Origin of the sequence: Roseofilum reptotaenium CS-1145, assembly GCF_028330985.1 — a bacterium.
GTDB classification, from domain to species: domain Bacteria; phylum Cyanobacteriota; class Cyanobacteriia; order Cyanobacteriales; family Desertifilaceae; genus Roseofilum; species Roseofilum reptotaenium.
The window spans coordinates 1-22,844 of sequence record NZ_JAQMUE010000039.1; the positions used below are offsets into that span (position 1 = coordinate 1).

Consider the following 22,844-nt stretch of genomic DNA (forward strand, 5'->3'; position numbering starts at 1 on the left):
AATAATTACATCAATGGCTATGACAAATGTGGACGCGATAGGAGTGACAAGAGGCTTAGAACTAATACTCTGGCTAATTATCACTTAACCTATGGCAAGCACTTTGAGAAACTCAATCCCAAGTTGCACCTAACTGGGGAGAACATTATTTCTGAGCTTAACCGGAACTGGGGTCAGTTGATTGTCTCAATTTCTGGCTCCCAAACTCTCTGCTCTAAAGGCTTCAGAAATGCCTATACAGGAGTTTTAAAGCTTTTGAGGGATACCAGACTTGATGGAGAATTAACCAAGGTTACTAAGCAGGGTGAGAGCATCTCAATCACCCTTGACAAAAGGAACTGAGGATAGAGAACATATAATCATTATTCATCCCTGCCCGTTTCTGCTCCTGTCGAAAACTGCGCTTGAGAGTAGTTTCCTGACGAAGAGCATTGAGGGCCCAACGTCTCAGAAGGGCAAAATTTTGAGGACTATGACCGGAACGAATCCGACTGGAATCTTCATTAAAGGTCACATCTAAAGTCCAATGAACTGGGTTTTCAATACCCCAATGTTGGCGAATAACTTTACCTAAAATCCGAGCATCGGCGGGTAAAGAAGAAAGATAAAATTGGACTTCGTGAGTCGTTTTATTCCAGAGATGACGAGTTCTCTCCACGGCCACTAGGGTTTGCAATCCCACCCATTGTTCCAATTGATAGCAGGGACTCAAACTCTGTCACCGGAATCGCCCAAACTTTTCTTTTTTCTCGGCGATAGTGTCCGGCTGAAACTCCTTGGTCATAATCAATATTTACCCAGGGATCTGAGTTAGTTTTGAGGTCATTAAACTTCTGTTCAACTTGAGCGTAAAGAGTGGGATGATTCTTTTTCAACGACAGAACATAATCCGCTTTTTTCTCTTGAATTTTTTGGACCATTTCGGTCTGAGTTCCCATGGCATCAATGGTGATAACTGCTCCGGTCATATCTAATAACTCCAGCAGGGCGGGAATCGCCGTGATTTCATTCGATTTGTCGTCAACCGGAATTTGTCCTAAAATGAATTGTTGTTGACTGGCCCAAGCGGTGACTAAGTTTAAGGCTTTAATTCCCTTCTCTCGATCGTAAGAACCTCGTAAAGTTTTGCCATCTATGGGAACTACTTGTCCTACCAAAGAACCGAGAAGTGGTTGAAGCCATTGCTGTAATGCCTTCTCCAGTTCTGACGGATTAATTCTCTCAAATACTCGTCGAAAAGTGTCATCAGAGGGAATACCATTAGGTAAGTCTAAGAACTCACTCAAGCCGGAAGATTTACTCAGACCATAATTCTCAATATCTTCCCAACCTTCAGCACCAGCAATTACAGCTAAAATTGAAATTACAATGATATCTTTTAACAAGTGTTTTTGAGTTCGAGTCGTTTGAGGATCTTGAATTTGGGCAACACAACTTAATAAATTAGCTTGAATTTCTTCCCGGGAATTGACTACTTGAGTTGAAGTGAACTTTTTGGTCTTGTCTGATTGAAGTGAGCGAGCCAAACCTTTAGCCATAATCTCGATTGGATGAGTTAATTGAAGTTGATGCTAGGCCTATATTATCAAAGTTCGGCCGATTCTAGTTTGACCCATGTTTTTCAGTTTTTGTCAGATACATTGGCTACCAAATTAGATGAGCTTACCCTGGCCGCTCTTCTCGCTCTGGTAGAGCAATGAGCCAATCAATGAGCCGAAATAGCTCGACAATATCTTCGCGGGATAATCCTCGTTGATAGAGACTTTTGAGCAATGCCAGTTTATTTTCATAACCCCCCTCTGGGTTGTCACCCATGCTCTGGGCTGCTCTATGGGCTTGAACTAGGGCAGCAAAGGGGTTAGGGTCAATGTCTAGCTCACTGATATTGTAATCAAGGAGCTTGACAATCGGAAAGGTTAAGGTAGCCTGGCATCCCCAAAAGTCTCGCTGATAATGATAGGGTCGCCAAGATGGGCGATCGTCAGCTAAAACGGCTAAACTGGCTATGTTACGACGATAGGTGTCAAAGATACGACTATTGTAGATATACATTCGTTCAGCAAACTCGGATTGGGCTTGTGATTGGACTTCGATGTGTAACAACACCCAAATTTCTTCCCCATTCCTGCACCAGACTTTGACCAGTTTATCAGCATCTCGTCGCCCGGTTTCAGTTTCGCGCTTAATTTTTTGGAGTTCGGTATCGAGGAATTCAAAGCCCCTTGCCCAATCAATCTCTGCCTCAATCAGGGGAAAGAAAAAGCGCATAAAATCATGAAAGTAAAGCGAAATCGCTTCTTTCCATGGTGAGTCAAAATCGGTCATTCCTGCACCTTTAATCCATAATGGCTCTATGATAGATCGCCTCTTCCCTGACTCTCTAAATAGCTTGGGGTAGCACTAAGGTAAAATACGGAAGCATTGACGATAGATATTCAAATGCAAGAATATGGAGTGGGTAGAAGGAGTGAGGATGGAGAATAATCCGCTGAAGAGTCCAGAACCAGCACGGGTGATGGATCTTCCCATTCATTTATGCGACGATTATCCAGGGTGGTTACTGCATCTACTCAAGGAACGTCAAGGAGCACATGTAGTGACTCTGAATGCAGAAATGACTATGCAAGCGCGGGAAAATCCAGCTCTAGCAGAGGTGATCCGCCAAGCAGATTTGGTCATTCCTGATGGATCGGGAGTGGTTTTATACTTGCAATGGCAGGGGTATCAGATCCAGCGCTTTCCCGGTATTGAGTTAGCCCAAACACTGCTTTATCGTATCCCTGAATTTTCTTCATCAGAGGAAGTCTCTAAAGGGGTGTTTTTCTATGGAGGGCAGCCAGGAGTTGCTGAAGAGGCGGCGCAAATGTGGCAGCAGCACTGTCCAGATCTTGAGATCGTGGCGCAACATGGGTATCTGTCTGAAGCTGAACAGCAAGCCCTTTTATCTATGTTAGAAGAAAAACAACCTTACTTGATTTATGTCGGCTTAGGCGTTCCCCGTCAAGAACTCTGGATCGCTCAACATCGCTCGATCTGTCCGGAGTCCATTTGGATTGGAGTAGGGGGCAGTTTTGATATTTGGGCAGGACGAAAAGATCGCGCTCCGGTTTGGTTGCGCGATCGCCATTTAGAATGGGTGTATCGTCTCTACCAAGAACCGAGTCGTTGGCGGAGAATGTTAGCCCTACCTCGGTTTGCCTGGCTATCCTTAACGCAGTCGTTCTGAATCGGTTCAGATGAAAACCCTAAAACAAACGCTACAGTCAGTCCGGCAATGGTGGCAACCGTCTCATTCCCCAGAACCCTCGGTTGCAGGAAAAAAAATCATTATTCAGTTTCAGAACATCCAAAAAACCTATAACAATGGTACTTGTCCCCTGCGCCAAATCTCCTTAGTAGTCTGTAAGGGCGATTTTCTGTTTATTACGGGAGCATCTGGAGCGGGGAAATCGACGTTTCTCAAGCTCATTTATGGGGCAGAAAAGCCCACATCTGGTAACTTGACTGTTTTAGGGGAAACGATGACGGACTTAAAAGGTGATCGCCTTTCCCAACTGCGGCGTAAAATGGGTATTGTCTTCCAAGACTACCAACTTATCCCCCAAAAAACCATTGCTGAAAACCTGACCTTTGTTCTTCGCGCCCAAGGATTTAGCCCTGCACAAATCCAGCGCCGTCTACCCCCTACCCTGAAAATGTTGGGCTTATCCCACAAAGCCAACTGTTTCCCCCATTACCTCTCTGGAGGAGAGCAGCAACGGGCAAGTTTAGCACGCGCTCTGGTGGGGACACCTCCCCTGCTGTTAGCCGATGAACCCACAGGTAACCTGGATTCCCACAACGCCATGCAAGTGATGAAAATCTTACAAAAAGTCAATCGCATGGGCATCACCATTCTGGTAACCACCCATGACGAACGATTGATTCAGTTTTTAGGAAAACCAGTCTTATCTCTCCATCAAGGGCATTTAACCCCTGTTGATTAGAATTCTACATCTTCACCCGGTTCTGGAGCTAATCCACCCACCCCAATTTGAGTATTGTAGATGGTCGCTTCTGTAATCGTCAGGTCTTGCATATCTGCACGGGTAACATCCACTTCAATCAGAGAAGCGCGGGTAAAATTAACATCGACTAGATTGGCTTCATGTAAACTCGCTTGATTGAGGAAGGCATCGGTTAGATTAGCGCCTTCGAGATTAGCACCGGTGAGATCTGCACCTTCTAAGTTTGCTTCGGTCAGATTTGCACCGGATAAATCAGCATTACGTAAATCTGCGCCAATCAAATGGTGTTGGCTTAAATCTGCACCAGAGAGGTCACATCCCATACATGCGCGAGTTTCAAGCAGTTGTTGGACGTGGTCGGGATTTTCAGCTTTAGCCGGACTGAGCCATAGAAGGGGAGTAAATAAGGCTAAAACGGCTGCATGTGTAAGTTTCATATTGGCTTACCTCCCACACTGGTGTATAGATCGAATGTTATGATTTTCAGTATAGGGGTTACATCCCTGGAATTTCTTCCTCCAAGTGGAGGATTTGCAATTCACCCTTGTGCCGGATGTGCGATCGCCACAGTTATGCTATAATTGCTGAGATATTGAATTGCGCTAGAACATCCATTCTAAGGAAATACCGACTCGACTATCTTTACGCTCGCTGGAGTTCTGTTTTTCAATCTCTGTTCCTAAACGCCACTGCTCAGTTAGAGCATAACCCATGGCAAGGGTCGTTAAACCAATTTCTGTGCCACTTCCCGGATTGACAAAGGTTTGAGAGAGGGATAAATCTGTACCCCCTCCCCGTGAAGGAATCAGCATCAGGCGTAGCCCCAAATTAACCCCCCCTCTTGAATAGTCTGGGGTTCCCAGATGATGATACCCGAAGACGGGAGCTAAGTTAAAATATCCACCTAGGGGAAGTACATGATAATGAAGATCTAGGGCTAAGTGCGATCGCTCCCCCCCAAACGATCCCTCATACCCTACACTGAAACTTAACCCCGTTTTTCCCACCCACCAATCTTCTAACCCCACATGAAACCCCCCTAGATGATCTGATGACGGAAACTGGGAATACCCCGCTTTCAGTCGGGTGGGTAAACTTGGATCAGTTTGGATCTCTTCTAACACATTTGGCACGTCCTCTTGCCAACGTTGCAGCACGGGAGAGCCTTCTAAAACCCCTGGTGGCACCTCCACAGGCTCGGCATAGGCAGCAAGTTCCATCCCCCATAACCCAGCGACTAACCCCAGGATGATACTCATTAAACTCTTAACAGATTCTCCCATTTCCATTGTCTTACCCTCAAAAGAGGGGTAAACTCCGTGTTTCTCCGTGACTCTGTGGTTTTATCCCTTTAAAAACCATAAAAAGGGCCTGCCAATCTTGACAGAACCCTTTCACCTCATGAAAAAATCTAATTAAAGAACAGCGCCTTCCATTTCTGTCACATCAATGGGTTTCATGAAATACAGTTTGATAAATTGAACACCATTAGAAAGGTAATGGGGAAGCTTTTGCAGGGGTTTTAAGAACTTGGGACTGCTAGAAGCATCAATTTCCCGCAATTTCTTATTATTTTCGATGCAAATATCCAAATATTCATAGAATTTCGGATTGTCTACATCCAACATGACTGGGAATACCCGACCTGCGGTTTCATTGGTTTTCTTGATCACATAAATGTCGTATTCGCGCGCATCTAAACCAATAGAAGCATAGAAATCTGACCGTTGGATATCATTCAGGAACATGGTCGCAAACACCGACAACAGGAAGAAACGACTCCAGAGTTTCGCCTTCCAATCATTGAGCATTTGGGGCTGAGATTTCATAATGGCATCAAAGAAATCACCATGGCGGTTTTCGTCCTGACACCAATTTTCAAAGAAGCGGAAGATGGGATACACTCTATCTTCTGGATGTTTCTGTAAGTGGCGATAGATCGTAATATAGCGCCAGTAGCCAATTTTTTCAGACAGGTAAGTAGCGTAGAAAATAAACTTAGGCTTGAAGAAAGTATAGCTCCGACTTTTGGTCAGAAAGCCTAAATCTAAGGAGAGATTGAAGTCTGACATCGCCTTATTCAAAAATCCAGCATGACGGGCTTCGTCACGGGACATTAAATTAAAGCATTCTGCCAACACTGGACTTTTACCCTTGAGACGACGGCCTAATTCTTTATAGAGTAAGAAACCAGAAAACTCAGCGGTACAAGAGCGCTCGAGAAATTCGACAAACAACCGACGGGTTTCACCATCAATATGATCCCAGGATTGGTTAAATTCCTCGTCACGGACAAAGTGATGGCGATTATAATCTGCTCTGAATTCTTCCAGAATCGCTTGCAATTCGTCTTCATTTACAGAGATGTCCATCTCAGCCATCTCATCGAAGTCTGTGGTGTAGAATCGAGGGGTCAGGATAGTTTCCTTAGCCGGGACTTTTACGCCTGGACGGATTTCTTGAAAAGCGGGTTTTTCAGCCGAGCTTACCATAGGTCTTTAAGGATTCGTTTTGAGTTATGAGCGCTTCCCTTAAGGGGGGTTGGATCTCCGGTGAGGGAGGGTTTTTAAAGTATCTAGGGTCTTAGTTTAACAAGGTCTGAGGCAGCGATCGCCATTTTTATGTTAAGAGTTGCAACAATTCTGTTACTTTCCTTAATTTATCACTGAGTTGAATCCTATATCTATCCCTATCAGTAGAAGGGATACAGCCATTTTAGACTAGGCTGCACCACACGATCGCAGATTTCTTAATCTTTCTTAATCTTGGATATACTCTGTACCCTGAATCAGGGCGAACTCTGCCCGCACCAACTCCCGTCCCAGATACGCCGCATGATCGAACATCGTCACTCCGCAGGGAGGATTGGTTTCAAAGAGTTTGACGCACAATTCCTTTGCCGTTCGCGCTGTGTAAACCTGACTCGCGGTTCGTTCCACTTTCCCTTTGGCAGGAATAACCTTTCCAGTGTCGGGATCGACTGCCAGACCGCGATCGTTGATAATATTAGTAAAATGCTTGGTGCCAATCAGCCCAGCTTCTCGGTCAAGGTAAATAATAAAATACCCTCCCGGATCGAGAGCAATATCTCGCTTCGAGAGTTCGTTATCAATGGCAGTAATCTCTTGGGCAATATCAGTCATACAGAAGAAAAAGGCTCATGTTAGATAGAACATTATGGGTAAGATTGATGTTCATCGATTGAACCCCTTACCCATGCTATTTATAGTGTAAGATTTCTGGGGAATCGATTCCAAGGAAAATAGAGATTTAGGGCAGAGCAACTACTAGACAAATATCCAAATATCCATAGATAAGGGGATTTTCAGGTGGCGCAAGCAAAACCAACGATTTTAGTAACCGGTGGAGCCGGCTATATTGGCTCCCATGCAGTGTTGGCTTTACAACAGGCTAACTATGAAGTGATTATTCTAGATAATCTCAGTTATGGGCATCAGGATTTAGTCGAAGATGTTCTCAAAGTACCCTTAATTGTAGGAGATATTAGCGATCGCCTCCTACTCGATCAAGTCTTCCAAACTTATCCTATCGCTGCCGTCATGCACTTCGCCGCATTTATTGCCGTTGGCGAGTCCGTCCAAAAACCGGGCATGTACTATAGCAATAACGTTCATGGCACGTTAACCCTCCTAGAAGCCATGTTAACCGCCAATGTCAAGAAGTTAGTTTTCTCTTCCACTTGTGCCATTTATGGGGAACCTCAAACTCTTCCTATCCCCGAAGAGCATCCCCAAAATCCCATGAGTCCTTATGCTGCGAGTAAGGCCATGGTTGAACGCATTCTCACTGATTTTGACCATGCCTATGGTTTACAATCAGTCCGTTTCCGCTATTTTAACGCCGCTGGAGCCGAACCTGGAGGCTTATTAGGTGAGGATCATCATCCAGAAACCCATTTGATTCCCTTAGCGTTGCAAACAGCTTTAGGAAAACGGGACTCTTTATCTATCTTTGGCACAGATTATGACACAGAAGACGGAACCTGTATTCGAGATTACATTCATGTCCTTGACTTAGCGGCTGCCCATGTTCTGGGTTTAGAATACCTGCTCAATGGTGGCGAAAGTGAAGTCTTTAATCTGGGGAATGGCAATGGCTTTTCCGTCAGACAAGTCATTGAAACGGCTCGCCAAGTGACGGGAGGTGAAATTAAAGCAGTTGAGTGCGATCGCCGTCCTGGAGATCCGCCTATATTAGTGGGTAGTAGTGACAAAGCTAGAACTCTCCTTAACTGGAATCCCATCTATCCTGATGTAGAAACCATTATTCACCATGCTTGGCAATGGCATCAGTTGAGGCATGGAATGGGGAATAGGCAATAGGCAATAGGGAGTAGTCTATCTCCATGTCTTCGCGTCTGTGTGTCCTTGCATCCCTTTTCCTATTCCCCAAAATAAGAGGGGTCAACCCACAAGTGTTGACCCCTACCATGTCACCTTAAACCCAGCTCAATCAGTTAACAAGCCCCTGTCCGATGTAAAACGACATAAACCGTTTGCCAAATTAGTTGTAAATCATAGAGAGGAGTCCAGAGAGATTGATATTCTAAATCCAAGCTCACGATATCCTCGAAATTGCTCACTAATGAACGTCCGTTCACCTGCCATTGTCCAGTTAAACCCGGTTTCACATCCAAGCGTCTCCAGTGATGAGGTTGGTAGCGAATCACTTCATCATGGATGGGGGGACGAGTGCCGACTAAACTCATCTCTCCCAGTAAGACATTCCAGAATTGGGGAAACTCATCTAAGCTAGTTTTACGCAAAAATTGGCCCACTTTAGTGATGCGGGGATCGGATTCATTTTTAAAAATTAACCCCTCAGCCTGATTTTTCACTTTCGACTTCAGTCTATCAGCATGGGTCACCATCGAGCGAAACTTATAAATAGTAAATGGCTTACCATGGAGTCCATAGCGGCGCTGACTGAAGAAAATAGGCCCAGGACTATCTATTTTAATGGCAATGGCGATCAGGATAAAGATCAGAGCTAGAATCAGCAAACCGACTAGACTACCAATAATATCGATGGTACGTTTAATCGGGCAATCTGTAGAAGGATGATGGAGTCTGGGTAAAACCGATACCAATTCCCAGCTTGAACCAAGGGAATAATTACTGTTCATAACACTTGCATTATGAGGGACTTATGGGGCTTGATTCGAGTGTGTGCTTATACATCCCTATGCTAAGTCAATCCTTTGGTCTTTGGGTATAGCTCAGACTTAAGCTTCTTGAAATCTTTAAAATTCTGTGCCCATTTCTTCAGTTTTATGAAGTTTTGATGAAGTTAGGGGATGGACTAACTATAGGATTTACACTGAAAGATAGATTGAATAATTTTAACAATAAAGGGCTAACCTTGACTCATCAACTCTTTAAAGTTGATGGTATGCCCGATCCTGCTCTTAAATCTCTGAATATACTTTTGATTGGATGCATCTTAGAGCCAAGAAGTACCGGGAGAGTTGTTGCCAGCCAGAGTTAATGCACTTAAACTGGGTTTGTCTCAGCTTGAATTTAGATGATCCATGAGCATTAAATCGAATCTCCTGTTCTTTGTCATAACATCTTGTGAACTTAACCGACTATGATCGCAAATGGAGAACAATTATCTAAACTGCTGCCAATCATCAGCTTCCCCCATAGCTGCCTCGACTTCACCTAGCAGAGTTCAGTCAGTTCCGGGGAATTGTCAACATAACCCATTTCATACTCGAAAACTTGGTCAAACGGTGTTAGAGGTGCCAGATCTCGATCCCTTGAGTCAATTAAAATCAGGAAAATTGTTGATGGTCAATAAGAGCCGTCGCAATGGTCTGATCGTCTATAAACGCTATTATGCAGAATTTGCCGGTCCTGGGGCGGCTGTCGGTGGAATCTGTGATTCAGATTGTCATGGGTTGTTACCTGTGGGAAATCTGGATCTGGTTTCTCCGCAAAGCTTAGAGGAGCAACGGCAGGCCTATTTAATTCGCCTTCAGTGGATTCGCTTTACCCATCAATTCTCTGACCAAAGTATCCCCCTCAATCGGGCCCAAAAGATTCTTCAGCATTTTGAAGCTTTTTTTGGAGCTAAAACTCTGGCAACTATACCTGATGAGGCTTTAGCGCTGATGGTAGGTGTTTTCCCAGAGACGATCAATGAGGCTCGATTACTCAGTTAGGAATGGAAACTGAGTCTAAAAGGCTATGGAGTCTTTGGTAAGTGCGTTTATTTTCGTCAGGATTGCCAATGGTGATCCTTAATCCTCCTCCAGTGTGACGAATAAGAGTGCCTAGGGTTTTCAGGCGATCGCCGAGCGTTTCGTAGGTCAGGTGGCTGCTAGGATTAAGGCGAGCATAGAGAAAATTCCCCGCACTTGGCCAAACTGTGAGCTGAGAAATTTGATTTAACTGTTCTTTTAGGTATTTTCTCTCTTCCAACAGTGAACCAACACTGCTGAGAATCGGTTGACGATTTTGGAGAACCAACAGGGCTGCCAGTTGAGAAAACGTAGGTAAGTTGTAGGGCAGTCGTACTTTTTCTAAGGCTTCAATTAATTCTGGGTGACCCACAGCATATCCGACGCGATGGGAGGCTAACTGAAAGGCTTTGGAAAACGTCCGTAATATCACCCAATTGGGATGTTGACCCAATTCAGAGACGAGAGTGTGTTGACTAAATTCAAAATAGGCTTCGTCAATCACCACCAAAATTTCTGGAGGCAGTTCTTTTAGCCACTCGATTTCTTGGGGAGTCAGTGGGTTTCCAGTGGGGGAGTTGGGATGTACCATAAATACCACCCGAATCGGAACCGAAGTATCGGATTTTACCCCCTTTTGAGCGGCTTCTAGATTGGTTTCAAAGGTTTGGGGATTGCGGTTAACGGTGACCACAGGAATGCCTAGGGTTTTGGCAAGAATCCCATACATGGAGAAGGTGGGATTAGCGGCTAAAATCGCTGCTCTCTCGCCTAAACAGGTGGCCATAAGGATGGACCGAATCAGTTCATCGGAGCCGTTTCCGAGGCAAATTTGAGCGGGGAAAAGGGCAGTTTCTGGAGAGATTTGGGCTGATTCGTTAACATATTCAGCGATCGCCTCTTTTAATTCCTGATGACTGCCATCAGGATAGCGGTTAGCCTCTAGGGAATAAATATAAAGTTCGCCTAATTTCTGTTTTAGCTCTTCCGGTAAATCATGGGTGCTTTCATTGGTATCGAGTCGATCCAAAGTCTGTGGATGACTGCCGATGATGCTTCCTGGATGGGGTTTATAGGCATTCAGTTGGGCGATCGCCGGACGGATGAAAGACAACATAGACTTAACTAACTCAGAAGTAGCGATGAAGATGAAATCAGCATATCAAATTTTATAGCGCTACGTGCTGGTCATAGGCAGTAGTGGGCAGTAGGGAATCAGGAAAACTTAGTTGAGGGTTGTAATTCCAGGTAAAAAGTCTCGAATGCCTTGCCAGATTTCGGGGAGTTGATCACCTAAGCTATGATCGCTCTCTAACTCGATTAAGTTCACCCAAGGTCGGTTCTCAGCGTAGTCTCGACTGACTTTAAGGGGAATAACTTCATCGTGTAACCCATGGAAAATGAGTGTAGGGACAGCACGAGTGAGAGACGAAGAGGAATATTGGCGTAAATCGGAGATGAAACGGTAGTGTAAGGAAAGCGATCGCTTCTGGCCATAATGATAAATGGGCCAATAGCCCCTTTTTTGCCATTCTTGACGTTCAGATTCCGTCAATTGAGTCATCCAATAGGTATAAAACTCAAAAGCAGGAGCCAGTAAAACCAATGCTTGCACTTGAGGATAACGTTCGGCTAACCAAGTGGCCGTTAACCCTCCAAAACTCGAACCAATTATATAAACTGGGGTTTCTGATGCTGGGAATAATTCCCCCACCTGTTGCAATTGGCGAGTTAGGGTGAGATGAGAAAAATCACCCTGATTTAAATCAGGGACTTGCAGGGTGATTTGGCGATCGCTAAATTTTTGGGCGATCGCCAGCGACTTCAAGGACTGGGGAGATGATGCAAACCCATGCAGATATAAATACAGCGCTTCGCGCGGTAACGGGAAAACCATTTTTCTTCAGGAAATAACCAGGGGGTAGGGTGAGTAGGAGAACAAAACAATTCCATTCCAGCTTATATAGCGCTACGCGCTAGGGAATAGGGAATAGGTTTCAGTATTAAAGCGGAGTCCTAGAAGCAGAAGCAGGCAGCTATGAATAATGATTATATGCTCTCTCGTCTGAGTTCCTTTTTTCAAGGGCGATTGAGAGGCTCTTACCCTGCATGGTTTTGATTGCTTACTTACATCTTACAGTTATTAATGGAAGTTCCTAAGTTTTATGGCCAAACTTTGTTGGATAAATTTCGCTATTTACAAATACAAATAAGTCGGCACTGCTCCATTGTTCATTGGAGCTAAGATCTGCTGCTGGAAACCTTGTTCGCTTAAATGTAAAGTTGTATGTCGAGATTCAACACTTTTGATCTTTATCCTGTGTTTAAACCTATTGAGTCCGACTATTCCAATGCACTATTTTAAGCTTGCCAAGCCACTAAGGCGGGTTTACTGACGTTATTGATAGGGTTCCTAGATGTTGGAGAACCGGCCCCTAAAATTGGCTTAACTGTCGGATGCCTTCGCTAGTTGAGATTTAACGGCTTGATAAAATCCCACCACGATTAAAATATTGGAGATACTTAAGAATACTTCCGCGCCGCCATGGAGCAAATCTACATTGGCTAGGGCTTCATGGTAAACGACTTGGGCATAAATGCCGGCAGGAATCGTTACGCCTACAAATACTAAGGTCATATAAAAGCCAATGAGAGCTAACCGGGGCATTTGTCCAGAGCGGGTAATAAACCATAAAAATCCCAAGTAGGGAAATAAAGAGAGTGCAAATAGGATATCTTTGGACATGGTTATCTGATGCAGGAATTAAACGGGAGTTTTAAGCTTGAGATTGGGTTTGTCGCCAGAGGAGCCAACCGGCAGCGCAGAGGGTACAATTGCCAACAACGGTCATGGCAGCTTGTAGAGTAACAATCCATTCTAGGTTGGGATCGTTATCGAAGAAATGCCAGGTACAGGCAGACATAGCACTGATCAGAGCCGGAATCATGGCAAGGGCAAACCACGACCAACGGCGATCGTCAGTTAATTCTCCATAACGCCAAATTAGCCAAATGGCCATGATCCACTCAATCACACTCGAAACATGAATCACCCAAGTCGGGATCGACAGTACATTCATAAATCGGCTTAATCCAAAACGCCAGACCTTATTTTACCTTGATGGGGGAATGGGGCGTGGGAGTTTGTAGCTAGAGTCTCCTAATTTTGCTAAGTCAATCGAGAAGCGGTATTCTTAAACAGAGGATTGCCCCTCTCCTAAGAAACAGAATCACAGCCTGGGGATGAGGTAGACTGAGGAATCAACTCAAAGCCCAGTCTCTTGGCTTTTTTGGTCAAGTGATGAACAAGTCGCTGTTGACCCAGGTGTTCATAATAATCAACACCTGGGTCAACATAAGCCTCACCCGGAGTCCAAAGAGCATAGAAAATCTGTGCCAGTTTATGAGCAGTAGCGGTAATCGCTTTAGGAGAACCTAATCGATTGCGCAGACGACGAGAGAAAGCCCCCAAAGCGAACGGCTGTTCTTGAGAGCTTGAGCCGCCATGCGAAAGGCATTGGCTGCGCGATTAACAACTCGATGAGTGCGAGAAATTTTAATCTTGCCACCCGTAATGCAACTACCTGGAGAAAGCCCTAACCAAGAACAAAAATGCTTGACAGAAGGAAAACGGGAGGGGTCAAGAGCAACTTCTGAGAGAATCGTTTGTACGGTTAACACGCCTAACCCATCGATTTGGGTGAAATCAACGCAAAACACAGATTTGGTCAGAGGGTCGAAAACATCCAGATAGCAAACCATAGCTGTGTAATTGCTGTAACCCCTGGCAATCAAGTACATCACTCTTGCGTCCTGGAACAGTAACCCTTGCTGTAAGTAAAATGGAGCTAAGCGGACTCGAACCGCTGACCCCCTCAATGCCATTGAGGTGCTCTACCAACTGAGCTATAGCCCCTAAAGCCCGTTTACTATCATGCCTTGATTAGGGGTTACTTGTCAAGAGGTAAACCCCCAAAAAAATTCTGCTCTAGGCCGATCGCCCCCCAGAAAGCGATAAAGTAATCAAAAGATCGTTGAGTGAAGAATCACGGCTATGAGTTATTCCCCCTATTCACCTCCCAATGTAGAACCCATTGATGCAGATGCCTTGTTGCTGCAACTGCGCCGAAAACAAGGCACATGGGTTGAGTGGGGACAGGCCTGTAGCCAACTGCAAAAGGTAGGATATGCACCCGATCGCATTTTTGAAGAAACTGGATTTGAACCCGTACAACAAAATCAGGTGATGGTTGCAGCCCAAGTCTACACCAGCTTAACCAAAGCTGAAATTAAAGAATCGGTGCGATCGCACTTTAACCAAAAAGGCTCAGATATTCTCTACGAATTCCGCATCCTTACCCAACTCCAACGGGTAGCAGCGGCTGAATTTAGCCTGGATCATAACCTGGATGCCGATCAAGCTCACGAACTGGCTAAAGCCATCAAAGACTTCTCTCGCAGCAGTTCCCCCGCTGAAGGCTTTTCTCAGCATCCCGGAGATATTATGGCCCATCAGTGCTGGAAAAGCGCCCGCCAACACAAAGACATTCAAGAGAGATCGCGCCTAATTGCTAAAGGTCTGCGTTACGCCCAGAGTAATACAGCTCGCCAACATCTGGAACATCTGCTCACCGATTTTACCATCGTTCCCCAAAAAAGTGCCCCCAGATTACCCGTATATCGCCTAGAATCGGCTCACGAATCGCCTCGGGTGATTCCCGTCGTTGGTCAATTTCCCCTCACCCTAGAGGATTGGAAAGCTGTACCTTTGATTGAAGCTCTTGAGCCGTTTGGAGTAGTTCGTAGTCAAGGAGCATCAGCTTTTGTCGCAGTTCCCGGATGGTCAGTGATCCGAGCAATGGGCGATCCGGTTGCTCTCTTAGCTAACAGTGACGAACTTCCTGGAGCGCTATCCGAGAATTCAGAACCTATTTTAATGTTAGTGGATCGCCAGGAGCGACAATGGGATAGCGATCGCTATTTTCTAGTAGACATCGACGGTCAATTAGAACTTCAATGGTGGGAAACTGAACCGGATCAACCCTTGTTAGCACAATTGGTCTTACTCATGCGTCCCCACCGTATCCTAGACGAGGACTTTACCAAAGAACTCTGGCAAATTGAAGAATGAGAATCATCCTTCTTGGTAATGCCGGTGCAGGAAAAAGTACCATGGCCCGTCGCTTAATTGGCGATCGCCCCATTCCCCGCCTATCCCTGGATGAAATTGCCTGGAATCCAGGGCCAGAACGAAAACCCCTCAATGAAAGTATTACCCTATTGCTCTCGTTTATCCAAGATAATCAACAATGGGTAATTGAAGGTTGCTATGCTGATATTATCGAAGCCGCCTTACCCTACTGCACTGAACTGCGCTTTCTCAATCCAGGCATAGCAACCTGTATTCATCACTGTTACCAACGGCCTTGGGAACCGGAAAAATTTGCTTCTCCCCAAGAACAACAAGCCATGCTTCAAGTTTTGGTCGATTGGGTCAAAGAATACGAAACTCGCAGCGATGAATACGGACTATCCCGCCATCGTGCCCTTTACGATCGGTTTGGTGGAGAAAAACAGGAGTTTACCCATATTGAGCAGTATTATTCGGAGTTAATATAGCAGAGTAACTGTAAAGTGAAGACACCGGGCAATCGATCTTGAAACTGAACTACTTTTGCCCCACTGCCTACTCTCCATCTCTTCTACAAAGTTTCCCTAAATTCCCCCTGTTGGAGTAACTTTGAATGCCGATTCGAGTCATTATTGTTGAAGATTCTTCCATTGCCCTGACCATCCTCAAGCGGATGCTCAACGCCTCTCCAGATATCGAGGTAGTGGGTACAGCTCGTACTGGAAAAGAGGCGATCGCCCTCATTCCTAAAGTTGATCCCCAAGTCATTTGTACGGACTTACACATGCCAGAAATGGATGGGTTAACCTTAACTGAAGAAATCATGTCTACTCGCCCTAAACCGATTTTAGTGATTAGTTCTTCGGTGCGCGAACAGGATACCCATCAAGTATTTAAAGTTTTAGAAGCAGGAGCAGTGGATGTTTTTCCTAAACCGGAAGGGGGACTTGGGGTAGACTCCGATCGCATTCAACAAGCTTTAATTAATAAGGTGAAAATCTTAGCAGGAGTGTCTGTATTTAGGAACCGTAAACGCTCTCAACAACCGGTGAATGCTTCTGTCCCTGTCTCTCAAACCAAATCCGTATTTTTTTCTACTTCTTCCTCTCGTTTTTCCCGTCCTATACTGCCGTTTAGAACGACCCATCTGGGACTCATTGCCCTAGGCGCTTCAACCGGTGGCCCGCAAGTGTTAGAGCAAATTTTAAGCCAATTTCCGGCCAATCTACCCGTTCCAGTGATTTGTGTGCAACATATTAGTGAAGGTTTTTTACAAGGGTTTATTGACTGGCTCTCAAGTCGCTGTTCTCTTCCCGTGAGCGTTGCCCGAGCAGGCGATCGCCCCCAACCTGGCCACATCTATTTTCCTCCAGAACGTTCCCATCTGATCTTCGATCGGATGGGCTGTTTTGTCTACAGTCGCACCGTCGGAGGTGGAGGGCATTGCCCCTCGATTACGGTAACCTTTAATTCAGTAGCTCAATATTATAGAAATCGTAGTATTGGCGTGTTACTGACCGGAATGGGACGGGATGGAGCCGATGGTCTGTTGTCTATTTTTCAGGCTGGAGGCTTCACTTTAGCCCAAAATGAAGCCAGTTGTGTGGTGTTTGGGATGCCCAAAGAGGCGATCGCCCTCGGTGCCACGCATCAGGTTTTACCTCCAGAAGCCATTGCCACTGCCATTTTAAGGAAATTGGTTGTCTAGTTCCCTATTCCCTATTCCTTATCCTTGTGGATCGCTGACCACTTCAGGTGAGGGAATATCGGGGTTGGATAGGGAGTCAGCAGTATAAGACTTTTTCTCAGATTCAGGAACAGAGAGTTGTGGGGCTTCAGGAGGTTGTTCCTGGGCTGCACCAGAGGGTGCATCACCGTATAACCAAGCAAGTCCTCCAACAGCACCAGCCATTAATGCGGTATACCCTAAATATAAATGAGCAGGTTGTAAGTAAAATCCCTCGCTTTTTTGGGTATAAAGGGACGACCAAGACGGCACTACTGAATGAGTCAGATCCGGTTCTGGGAGACTCGAAAGGAGGCGTTGACTGTCTAAACCAAGGACAATACTGAGGCGACGGACAAAACCATGCAGGTAAATTTCTTCAGGTAGATGCTCAAAATCTCCGGCTTCTAGTGCTTTGAGTTCATGGATAGGGATGCGAGTTAAGGCATGGAGCTGATCGAGGGAGAGAGCACACCCTAAACGCGCTTGTTGCAGTTGCTCGCCAATTTGTTTCCAACCGGCTTCCCGCTCTTGTTGTATCTTTTGTTGTGCTAACTGTGCTTTAGAGAGTTTCTGGGGGCGAGATACAGGGGCTTTGACTGATCGAACTATACCTGAATCAACAGAACCTGTCTTTTGATGAGTTACCCCACGGGTTGGACTCAGTTGAGCGCTACTCTTTGGGCTAGTTACAGGAGCGATCGCTGCTGAGGGACGCACCGGTTCACAAGACTGGTGTTGATATTGACGAATAAAGTGTTGCAACGAGATCTGAATCGCTTCTCGTCCCATGGCTTTAATCAACATCTGTAGACCATCTACTCCTTCTCCTAATTGATCTTGGAGACTTTTCAGAGTGCGACGATAGACCTCAGAATGGTGGAGTTGAGCTTCAATTTGACTCAGGTGCGATCGCAACTCTTTCGGGGAAATTCCCAAAATGGCACAGGCTTCAACACTTAAAGATTTAGGGCTATTGGTCATGGTTTGCTGTCTCCGTTTACTGGTTCCCAACCCATCCAATCGGCAAATGGGGAATTAACTGAATAATCTCCCTTCCTTATTCGTAAATTTTGCTCAATCTCCGGATATTGATGGAGAGTAGGGAGGGGGAGTGGGGAGTAGGGAGACACGGCAATACGGAGAACTGAAACAATAGAGACACTGATATAGTAGTTTACCCTGATATGCAATACATCGAATGGCAGTTTTTAAAAGATAGCCAGAATAGCTCACTAGCTAGATTAAATCTATGGTTCACTCCCTCATTCCCCCATGAAGAGTTGTATCACAGATTATCAGGGTCAAGTGTGATAAAGCACCTTAAGTCAAAATAGCCTGAGCCGCTTGTCGTCCCGAAAGGGTTGCACCTTCCATGCTATCGATATAATCTTGCTGAGTATAACTTCCAGCCAGGAAAAAGTTAGGAATCGGGGTTTTCTGCGCTGGGCGATAGGGGTCCATTCCCGGTGCTTCCCGATACAGAGATTGGGCCAGTTTAACTACAGAATACCAGGTCATCTTCAGATTACGGGAAGAGGGGAAGAGATCTTGCACTTGTTTGAGGACATGATTGGCGATCGCCTCATTACTTTCCCGAATAAAAGGATCGCCAGGCGTTAGCACCAATTGTAACAGCGAGCCTTGTCCTTCCCGATAATAATCTCCGGGACTTGCTAGAGCTAAATCAGCAAAACAGGAAAAATCAGCATCCGCCGTATACAATAAATTATCAATTCCAGCCGCTTTTTCTAATTGCTTGCGTTGCTGTTCATCATTCAATTCCGTCACCCAACCATCAAAGCGCAATTGCACCGTAGCGACTGGAACCGTATCCAACTTATAGATATTATCGAACTCCGGCCACTTACGCCAATCTGAGGGCAAAAGCTTTTGAATTCCCGGTACATCACAGGCACAAACATAGGCATCAGCCGTAATCGTTTCTTCCCCTTCTCCATCGGCAACCACTAAGCCAGTGACTTCAGTTTTACCGTTACTTTCTGTGAATTGAATGTCTCTCACCCGGCGACGGGTATAGATTTTTGTCCCCCGTTCTTCTAAATAGTTCAAAATCGGTTTATGTAGATATTCATGGGGCGAACCTTCCAACATTCTTAGCACTGAAGCTTCCGTTTTTGCCGCGAAAAATTGGAAGATAGTGAGCATACAGCGAGCCGAAATATTTTCTGTATCGATAAATCCTAAAGCATAGGCAATGGGGTTCCACATCCGCTTCAGGGAACCATTCGAGCCGCCCTGTTTGCGAAACCAATCGGCAAAACTGATAGAATCCAGGTTGCGAATTGTCCTCATCGCCCCATCAAAATCTACCAAACCGCGTACAATAGGACTGGTTGCTAAGGCGATCGCATTCATCGCCTTATCCTGAACCGAAAGTTGGGATGTAGTGAAAAAAGCCTTCAAACCATTAAACGGCGCACCCACCGGAAAGCGGAAATCCAACGCCCCCGTCATTCCCCCCCGGTTGATAAACGTATGGGTATGTTCCTTTAAGCGCAGATTCTCAAACGCACCCACCTTCCGCATCAAAGCAAACAGATTGTAATAGCAGCCGAAAAACACATGCAATCCCATTTCAATATGATTGCCGTCCGCATCTACCCAACTGCCGACCTTTCCACCCACAAAGGCGCGGGATTCAAATATTTCCACCTGATGACCAGCATCAACCAATTCAACGGCAGTAGATAAGCCAGCTAAACCTGCCCCAACAATGGCAACACGCATCGAACGTCCTAAATATCCTTAACAGTTTCTTTACAGATTGTAACAGAGTTTGAGTAGCCTAGATCCTCTTTTCCCCGCAGTCCCTAGGACTTCTTGATATAAAGCATTACTAATACGAAAATTTGCCTCGTTAATCAGGCGATCGATAATGGGTCAAATTTCTGATACCCCTCCCCGATGCTTTGATACCAGCAAAATTCCTAATGAACCGGTAATCGATAAATCTAAACGTAAAGCTTCCCTACGTTCGAGGCGTTCGTCAATTAATCATTACATATGCGTTCAATTTTAAGGCTAAAGCGATCGCTACCGATTCGCCTAAATCTAAATGATACTGATTGTGCAGTTCTTCAACCTGGTTATGTTCAGGAGAAAGAATAACCCTGATCGCTCCTCGGATGTAGTGACAGCAGCCCATCCTCTTGCCAAGATAGAAACGATATCTTCGAGAAATGACAACTAACTTATTTAAGGCAACTATGTCCTACGATCGCGAAAAACAGGTAGCCATGGAAGCGGCCATCTTAGCCGCAAAACTCTGTCAGCAGGTACGTCAAGACATTCCAGAGGCGATCGAAAAGCACGATAAAAGTCCCGTAACCGTTGCAGATTATGGCTCCCAGGCCATTATTTGCAAAGCACTCGGCGAAATCTTTCCCAACGATCCCATTGTCGGAGAAGAAGACGCAACCGAGCTACGCAAACCGGAAATTGCCGATACCCTCAACAAAATGCTCGGTTATGTGCAAAATCTAATTCCCCATGCCACCGCCGATCAAGTAACGGACTGGATCGATCGCGGAAATGGCTCCGTATCCCCCCGATATTGGACGCTAGACCCCATTGACGGCACAAAAGGCTTTTTGCGTCAAGATCAGTATGCCGTGGCTCTAGCGCTCATTGAAGATGGGGATATCAAGGTCGGGGTTTTAGCCTGTCCTGCCATGCCCGTCGAAGGCTCAGAACCCGGTATGCTCTACGTTGCGGTGCGTGGAGAAGGGTCACAAATGAGACCCTTAGCAGGGGGAGAATTACAAACCATCCATGTAGTGAGTCCTGATGATCAAGAAAACATGCGCTTTGTCGAAAGCGTAGAAGCCGCTCACGGCGACCAATCTCGGCAAAATGCCATGGCTCAAGCCGTCGGTATTACTACTCCATCCGTGCGCGTGGACTCCCAAGCCAAATATGGCATTGTTGCATCTGGAAAAGCTGCCCTCTACCTGCGCTTACCCTCTCCCAAATATCCCGATTATCGCGAAAATATTTGGGATCATGCTGCTGGTGCAATCGTCGTAGAAGAAGCCGGAGGGAAAGTTACCGATATGCATGGACAACCCCTCAATTTTGCCGATGGGCAGAAAATGGTGAATAATCGGGGCGTTGTTGTCAGTAATGGCATGTTGCACGAGAAGATTCTCGACGTTTTGAAGAGTTAATTTCCTCAAGGGGCGAGTTCACCCAGTGACAAGAAAAACCAAAAATCTCGTGAACCCGCCCCTACCTCCATTTGCTAAAATTGCCATCAGGATCATTGAGCCATGATAACCATCCAGAAATAATGCGTAAACAGACCATTCAATATACATCCTCCTTAGATGCCCTAGTTACGGTTGCCAAGCGATTAAGCTTGTATGAAAATCAGCAGAAGATGGACTCTGAGGAATTTTTCTACCAGTATAGTCAGGGATTGTTATCAGATGAAACTCAATTTGTCGAATGGGCAAATGACTACCGCCATTATCTCGCTTTACGTCATGAACTAGAGCAACGCATTAACCATGCTGCATGAAAGCTTATCTGATTATCTCGATCGAGTTGAGCAAGGGATTGAACAATGCCTTAATGTTTATGTTGAACGCTATGAAGAGGAAATTTTAACTCCAATACGAGTTAATCTCAGAATTAGGCTGCGATTTAATCCGGGTCATCTTCTTGAAGTTAACGAAGCGATCGTCGTGACTGATAGTCAATTAAATTTTCTCGATTACCGTTATCACTTTCAGGATGAACAGAATCGTCTGGTTTTTCGCTATGATAGTACCCCTCATTTTCCTGATTTACCCAACTTCCCCTATCACAAGCACTTACCCGATCGAGTGATATCGTCACCTAAACCTAACCTTCTTCAAGTTTTACAAGAAATTAATGAGTGATAGATCGTATCACGTCCGGGTAATCAATTAAAGTATCGGGTAAGGTGGGCAGGGCGTAGAGTTATCTAAGGTGAATCAATAATCGATTCTTTGTCACATACAAGGGGCGGGTTCATGAGATCTTTGGTTTTAATTTCCAGATCTTGGTGAACCCGCCCCTACAGCTAGGAAATCAGATGATGGATTAACCTTAACCGACTTTCACCTTAACGACCTTATGTTGTTCTTCTTCAACTTTCGGTAACGTCAAGTGCAAAATTCCATCCTTATATTCCGCTTCCACATTATTATTTTGAATGCGGTTCGGTAAAGGAACAACCCTTTGGAACTGACCATAGCGAAACTCAGAGCGAGTTACACCTTTCTCTTCAGTGGTTCTTTCGCTGCGCCGTTCGCCAGAAATAGAAACCGCTTCAGCCGTTACTTGAATATCGAGATCATCCGGTTTCATTCCCGGAACTTCTAATTTGATTTCAAATGCTTCAGGAGTTTCATGAAGTTCAGCCGCCGGCAAGAAATTCCCTTGATTAGAGAGGACTTCTTTGGGCACTAAATCATCAAATAAACGATTCATTTGGCGTTGTAAGGTATCGATTTCTCGGAAAGGTTCCCAACGAACTAAAGGCATACTGTTAATCTCCTAAACCAGTTACTTTTGTTTGATGAATTCAATCTAACAAACTGGCGCGAACTGTCAGGTTCGGTTTTTCTCCCCAGCTTGAGGGAAGTCCCCGTACTTCATATCATATCGACCCTTAATCAAACAAGAAAATACCATTTCTGTATGATATTGACCTTCCCAGGCGCGTTTTAAGTTAAACTGAGGTGAAAAGAAAAGCCGATTCCTAAACTTAGGAACCGGCTTAAA

The 22,844-nt window shown here is 45.3% G+C and carries 23 protein-coding genes, 1 tRNA gene and 2 pseudogenes; 10 read left to right on the forward strand and 16 right to left on the reverse strand.

The genetic code is table 11. From position 1 onward, the window contains the following. Positions 1-319: 319 nt before the first annotated feature. Positions 320-1,538 (reverse strand): annotated as a pseudogene (locus tag PN466_RS06315) (ISAs1 family transposase). 124 nt (positions 1,539-1,662) lie between these two features. After that, positions 1,663-2,325: a hypothetical protein gene (locus PN466_RS06320; protein ID WP_271937854.1), complete on the reverse strand. Its 663-nt coding sequence runs from the start codon at positions 2,323-2,325 to the stop codon at positions 1,663-1,665. A 148-nt stretch (positions 2,326-2,473) separates the two neighbouring features. On the opposite strand from PN466_RS06320, the gene PN466_RS06325 reads away from it, so the two are divergent. After that, a complete protein-coding gene (locus PN466_RS06325) occupies positions 2,474-3,226 on the forward strand; it encodes a WecB/TagA/CpsF family glycosyltransferase (protein WP_271937856.1) in 753 nt (250 codons plus the stop codon). 10 nt (positions 3,227-3,236) lie between these two features. Continuing rightward, positions 3,237-3,986 (forward strand): cell division ATP-binding protein FtsE, encoded by a 750-nt coding sequence (gene ftsE / locus PN466_RS06330; protein WP_271937858.1) that lies wholly within the window; start codon positions 3,237-3,239, stop codon positions 3,984-3,986. Here ftsE and PN466_RS06335 read toward each other — a convergent pair. From PN466_RS06335 to PN466_RS06350, 4 genes are all read right to left on the reverse strand, one after another. After that, entirely contained in the window at positions 3,983-4,444 is a 462-nt protein-coding gene (locus PN466_RS06335) for a pentapeptide repeat-containing protein (RefSeq protein ID WP_271937860.1), read from the reverse strand. The genes ftsE and PN466_RS06335 overlap by 4 nt on opposite strands. 165 nt (positions 4,445-4,609) lie before the next feature. After that, positions 4,610-5,266, reverse strand: a complete 657-nt coding sequence (locus PN466_RS06340; RefSeq protein WP_271937862.1) for a hypothetical protein — start codon at positions 5,264-5,266, stop codon at positions 4,610-4,612. Between the two features lie 156 nt (positions 5,267-5,422). Beyond that, entirely contained in the window at positions 5,423-6,499 is a 1,077-nt protein-coding gene (gene acsF / locus PN466_RS06345) for a magnesium-protoporphyrin IX monomethyl ester (oxidative) cyclase (protein WP_271937865.1), read from the reverse strand. Positions 6,500-6,766: 267 nt separating this feature from the next. Then, positions 6,767-7,150 carry a DUF4346 domain-containing protein gene (locus PN466_RS06350; RefSeq protein WP_271937866.1) on the reverse strand — a complete coding sequence of 128 codons (384 nt, stop codon included), beginning with the start codon at positions 7,148-7,150 and terminating at the stop codon, positions 6,767-6,769. 186 nt (positions 7,151-7,336) lie between these two features. On the opposite strand from PN466_RS06350, the gene galE reads away from it, so the two are divergent. Then, positions 7,337-8,350, forward strand: a complete 1,014-nt coding sequence (gene galE / locus PN466_RS06355) for a UDP-glucose 4-epimerase GalE (RefSeq protein ID WP_271937867.1) — start codon at positions 7,337-7,339, stop codon at positions 8,348-8,350. Positions 8,351-8,484: 134 nt separating this feature from the next. Here the strand turns inward: galE and PN466_RS06360 are convergent, their stop codons facing one another. After that, complete coding sequence (locus tag PN466_RS06360; RefSeq protein ID WP_271937869.1) at positions 8,485-9,153, reverse strand: sugar transferase; 669 nt, start codon at positions 9,151-9,153, stop codon at positions 8,485-8,487. A 666-nt stretch (positions 9,154-9,819) separates the two neighbouring features. Between PN466_RS06360 and PN466_RS06365 the strand changes: the two genes are divergently transcribed. Further along, positions 9,820-10,194 carry a hypothetical protein gene (locus PN466_RS06365; protein ID WP_271937871.1) on the forward strand — a complete coding sequence of 125 codons (375 nt, stop codon included), beginning with the start codon at positions 9,820-9,822 and terminating at the stop codon, positions 10,192-10,194. Here PN466_RS06365 and PN466_RS06370 read toward each other — a convergent pair. From PN466_RS06370 to PN466_RS06400, 6 genes and pseudogenes are all read right to left on the reverse strand, one after another. Further along, a complete protein-coding gene (locus PN466_RS06370; RefSeq protein ID WP_271937872.1) occupies positions 10,187-11,329 on the reverse strand; it encodes a histidinol-phosphate transaminase in 1,143 nt (380 codons plus the stop codon). The genes PN466_RS06365 and PN466_RS06370 overlap by 8 nt on opposite strands. Positions 11,330-11,437: 108 nt before the next feature. After that, on the reverse strand, positions 11,438-12,109 hold the full coding sequence (locus PN466_RS06375) for a YqiA/YcfP family alpha/beta fold hydrolase (protein WP_271937873.1): 672 nt from the start codon (positions 12,107-12,109) through the stop codon (positions 11,438-11,440). A gap of 549 nt (positions 12,110-12,658) precedes the next feature. Next, positions 12,659-12,958 carry a DUF3593 domain-containing protein gene (locus PN466_RS06380; RefSeq protein WP_271937874.1) on the reverse strand — a complete coding sequence of 100 codons (300 nt, stop codon included), beginning with the start codon at positions 12,956-12,958 and terminating at the stop codon, positions 12,659-12,661. A gap of 31 nt (positions 12,959-12,989) precedes the next feature. Then, positions 12,990-13,292 (reverse strand): DUF2499 domain-containing protein, encoded by a 303-nt coding sequence (locus PN466_RS06385; RefSeq protein ID WP_271937875.1) that lies wholly within the window; start codon positions 13,290-13,292, stop codon positions 12,990-12,992. 137 nt (positions 13,293-13,429) lie between these two features. Next, positions 13,430-13,923, reverse strand: a pseudogene (locus PN466_RS26625) (transposase); the annotation flags it as partial. 132 nt (positions 13,924-14,055) lie between these two features. Then, positions 14,056-14,128, reverse strand: a tRNA-Ala gene (locus PN466_RS06400). Positions 14,129-14,266: 138 nt separating this feature from the next. Here PN466_RS06400 and PN466_RS06405 point away from each other — a divergent pair. The 3 genes from PN466_RS06405 to cheB all read left to right on the forward strand — a co-directional run bounded on the left by PN466_RS06405 (position 14,267) and on the right by cheB (position 17,051). Further along, on the forward strand, positions 14,267-15,343 hold the full coding sequence (locus PN466_RS06405; RefSeq protein ID WP_271937876.1) for a RuBisCO accumulation factor 1: 1,077 nt from the start codon (positions 14,267-14,269) through the stop codon (positions 15,341-15,343). Beyond that, positions 15,340-15,831, forward strand: a complete 492-nt coding sequence (locus PN466_RS06410; protein ID WP_271937877.1) for a shikimate kinase — start codon at positions 15,340-15,342, stop codon at positions 15,829-15,831. The genes PN466_RS06405 and PN466_RS06410 overlap by 4 nt, the downstream gene beginning before the upstream one ends. Positions 15,832-15,956: 125 nt before the next feature. Beyond that, positions 15,957-17,051, forward strand: a complete 1,095-nt coding sequence (cheB, locus tag PN466_RS06415; protein WP_271937879.1) for a chemotaxis-specific protein-glutamate methyltransferase CheB — start codon at positions 15,957-15,959, stop codon at positions 17,049-17,051. A gap of 18 nt (positions 17,052-17,069) precedes the next feature. Here cheB and PN466_RS06420 read toward each other — a convergent pair whose 3' ends face one another. Together PN466_RS06420 and zds are read right to left on the reverse strand one after the other, a co-directional pair. After that, complete coding sequence (locus PN466_RS06420) at positions 17,070-18,053, reverse strand: helix-turn-helix domain-containing protein (RefSeq protein WP_271937880.1); 984 nt, start codon at positions 18,051-18,053, stop codon at positions 17,070-17,072. Between the two features lie 339 nt (positions 18,054-18,392). Next, complete coding sequence (zds, locus tag PN466_RS06425) at positions 18,393-19,820, reverse strand: 9,9'-di-cis-zeta-carotene desaturase (protein ID WP_271937882.1); 1,428 nt, start codon at positions 19,818-19,820, stop codon at positions 18,393-18,395. A gap of 479 nt (positions 19,821-20,299) precedes the next feature. On the opposite strand from zds, the gene PN466_RS06430 reads away from it, so the two are divergent. From PN466_RS06430 to tumE, 3 genes are all read left to right on the forward strand, one after another. Next, positions 20,300-21,259, forward strand: coding sequence for a 3'(2'),5'-bisphosphate nucleotidase (locus PN466_RS06430; RefSeq protein ID WP_271937902.1), 960 nt, complete (start codon positions 20,300-20,302; stop codon positions 21,257-21,259). A gap of 122 nt (positions 21,260-21,381) precedes the next feature. Further along, positions 21,382-21,612: an antitoxin TumA gene (tumA, locus tag PN466_RS06435; RefSeq protein ID WP_271937884.1), complete on the forward strand. Its 231-nt coding sequence runs from the start codon at positions 21,382-21,384 to the stop codon at positions 21,610-21,612. Then, positions 21,602-21,976: a toxin TumE gene (gene tumE, locus PN466_RS06440; protein ID WP_271937885.1), complete on the forward strand. Its 375-nt coding sequence runs from the start codon at positions 21,602-21,604 to the stop codon at positions 21,974-21,976. Before tumA ends, tumE begins: the two co-directional genes overlap by 11 nt. A 190-nt stretch (positions 21,977-22,166) precedes the next feature. Here the strand turns inward: tumE and PN466_RS06445 are convergent, their stop codons facing one another. After that, on the reverse strand, positions 22,167-22,604 hold the full coding sequence (locus tag PN466_RS06445) for an Hsp20/alpha crystallin family protein (RefSeq protein WP_271937887.1): 438 nt from the start codon (positions 22,602-22,604) through the stop codon (positions 22,167-22,169). Positions 22,605-22,844: the final 240 nt, after the last annotated feature.

Bases quoted from the DNA above. Each gene is read 5' to 3' on its own strand.
- PN466_RS06320 (WP_271937854.1), bottom strand. From the start codon at position 2,325: ATGACCGATTTTGACTCACCATGGAAAGAAGCGATTTCGCTTTACTTT.
- PN466_RS06325 (WP_271937856.1), top strand. From the start codon at position 2,474: ATGGAGAATAATCCGCTGAAGAGTCCAGAACCAGCACGGGTGATGGAT.
- ftsE (WP_271937858.1), top strand. From the start codon at position 3,237: ATGAAAACCCTAAAACAAACGCTACAGTCAGTCCGGCAATGGTGGCAA.
- PN466_RS06335 (WP_271937860.1), bottom strand. From the start codon at position 4,444: ATGAAACTTACACATGCAGCCGTTTTAGCCTTATTTACTCCCCTTCTA.
- PN466_RS06340 (WP_271937862.1), bottom strand. From the start codon at position 5,266: ATGAGTATCATCCTGGGGTTAGTCGCTGGGTTATGGGGGATGGAACTT.
- acsF (WP_271937865.1), bottom strand. From the start codon at position 6,499: ATGGTAAGCTCGGCTGAAAAACCCGCTTTTCAAGAAATCCGTCCAGGC.
- PN466_RS06350 (WP_271937866.1), bottom strand. From the start codon at position 7,150: ATGACTGATATTGCCCAAGAGATTACTGCCATTGATAACGAACTCTCG.
- PN466_RS06360 (WP_271937869.1), bottom strand. From the start codon at position 9,153: ATGAACAGTAATTATTCCCTTGGTTCAAGCTGGGAATTGGTATCGGTT.
- PN466_RS06365 (WP_271937871.1), top strand. From the start codon at position 9,820: ATGGTCAATAAGAGCCGTCGCAATGGTCTGATCGTCTATAAACGCTAT.
- PN466_RS06370 (WP_271937872.1), bottom strand. From the start codon at position 11,329: ATGTTGTCTTTCATCCGTCCGGCGATCGCCCAACTGAATGCCTATAAA.
- PN466_RS06375 (WP_271937873.1), bottom strand. From the start codon at position 12,109: ATGGTTTTCCCGTTACCGCGCGAAGCGCTGTATTTATATCTGCATGGG.
- PN466_RS06380 (WP_271937874.1), bottom strand. From the start codon at position 12,958: ATGTCCAAAGATATCCTATTTGCACTCTCTTTATTTCCCTACTTGGGA.
- PN466_RS06385 (WP_271937875.1), bottom strand. From the start codon at position 13,292: ATGAATGTACTGTCGATCCCGACTTGGGTGATTCATGTTTCGAGTGTG.
- PN466_RS06405 (WP_271937876.1), top strand. From the start codon at position 14,267: ATGAGTTATTCCCCCTATTCACCTCCCAATGTAGAACCCATTGATGCA.
- PN466_RS06410 (WP_271937877.1), top strand. From the start codon at position 15,340: ATGAGAATCATCCTTCTTGGTAATGCCGGTGCAGGAAAAAGTACCATG.
- cheB (WP_271937879.1), top strand. From the start codon at position 15,957: ATGCCGATTCGAGTCATTATTGTTGAAGATTCTTCCATTGCCCTGACC.
- PN466_RS06420 (WP_271937880.1), bottom strand. From the start codon at position 18,053: ATGACCAATAGCCCTAAATCTTTAAGTGTTGAAGCCTGTGCCATTTTG.
- zds (WP_271937882.1), bottom strand. From the start codon at position 19,820: ATGCGTGTTGCCATTGTTGGGGCAGGTTTAGCTGGCTTATCTACTGCC.
- PN466_RS06430 (WP_271937902.1), top strand. From the start codon at position 20,300: ATGTCCTACGATCGCGAAAAACAGGTAGCCATGGAAGCGGCCATCTTA.
- tumA (WP_271937884.1), top strand. From the start codon at position 21,382: ATGCGTAAACAGACCATTCAATATACATCCTCCTTAGATGCCCTAGTT.
- tumE (WP_271937885.1), top strand. From the start codon at position 21,602: ATGCTGCATGAAAGCTTATCTGATTATCTCGATCGAGTTGAGCAAGGG.
- PN466_RS06445 (WP_271937887.1), bottom strand. From the start codon at position 22,604: ATGCCTTTAGTTCGTTGGGAACCTTTCCGAGAAATCGATACCTTACAA.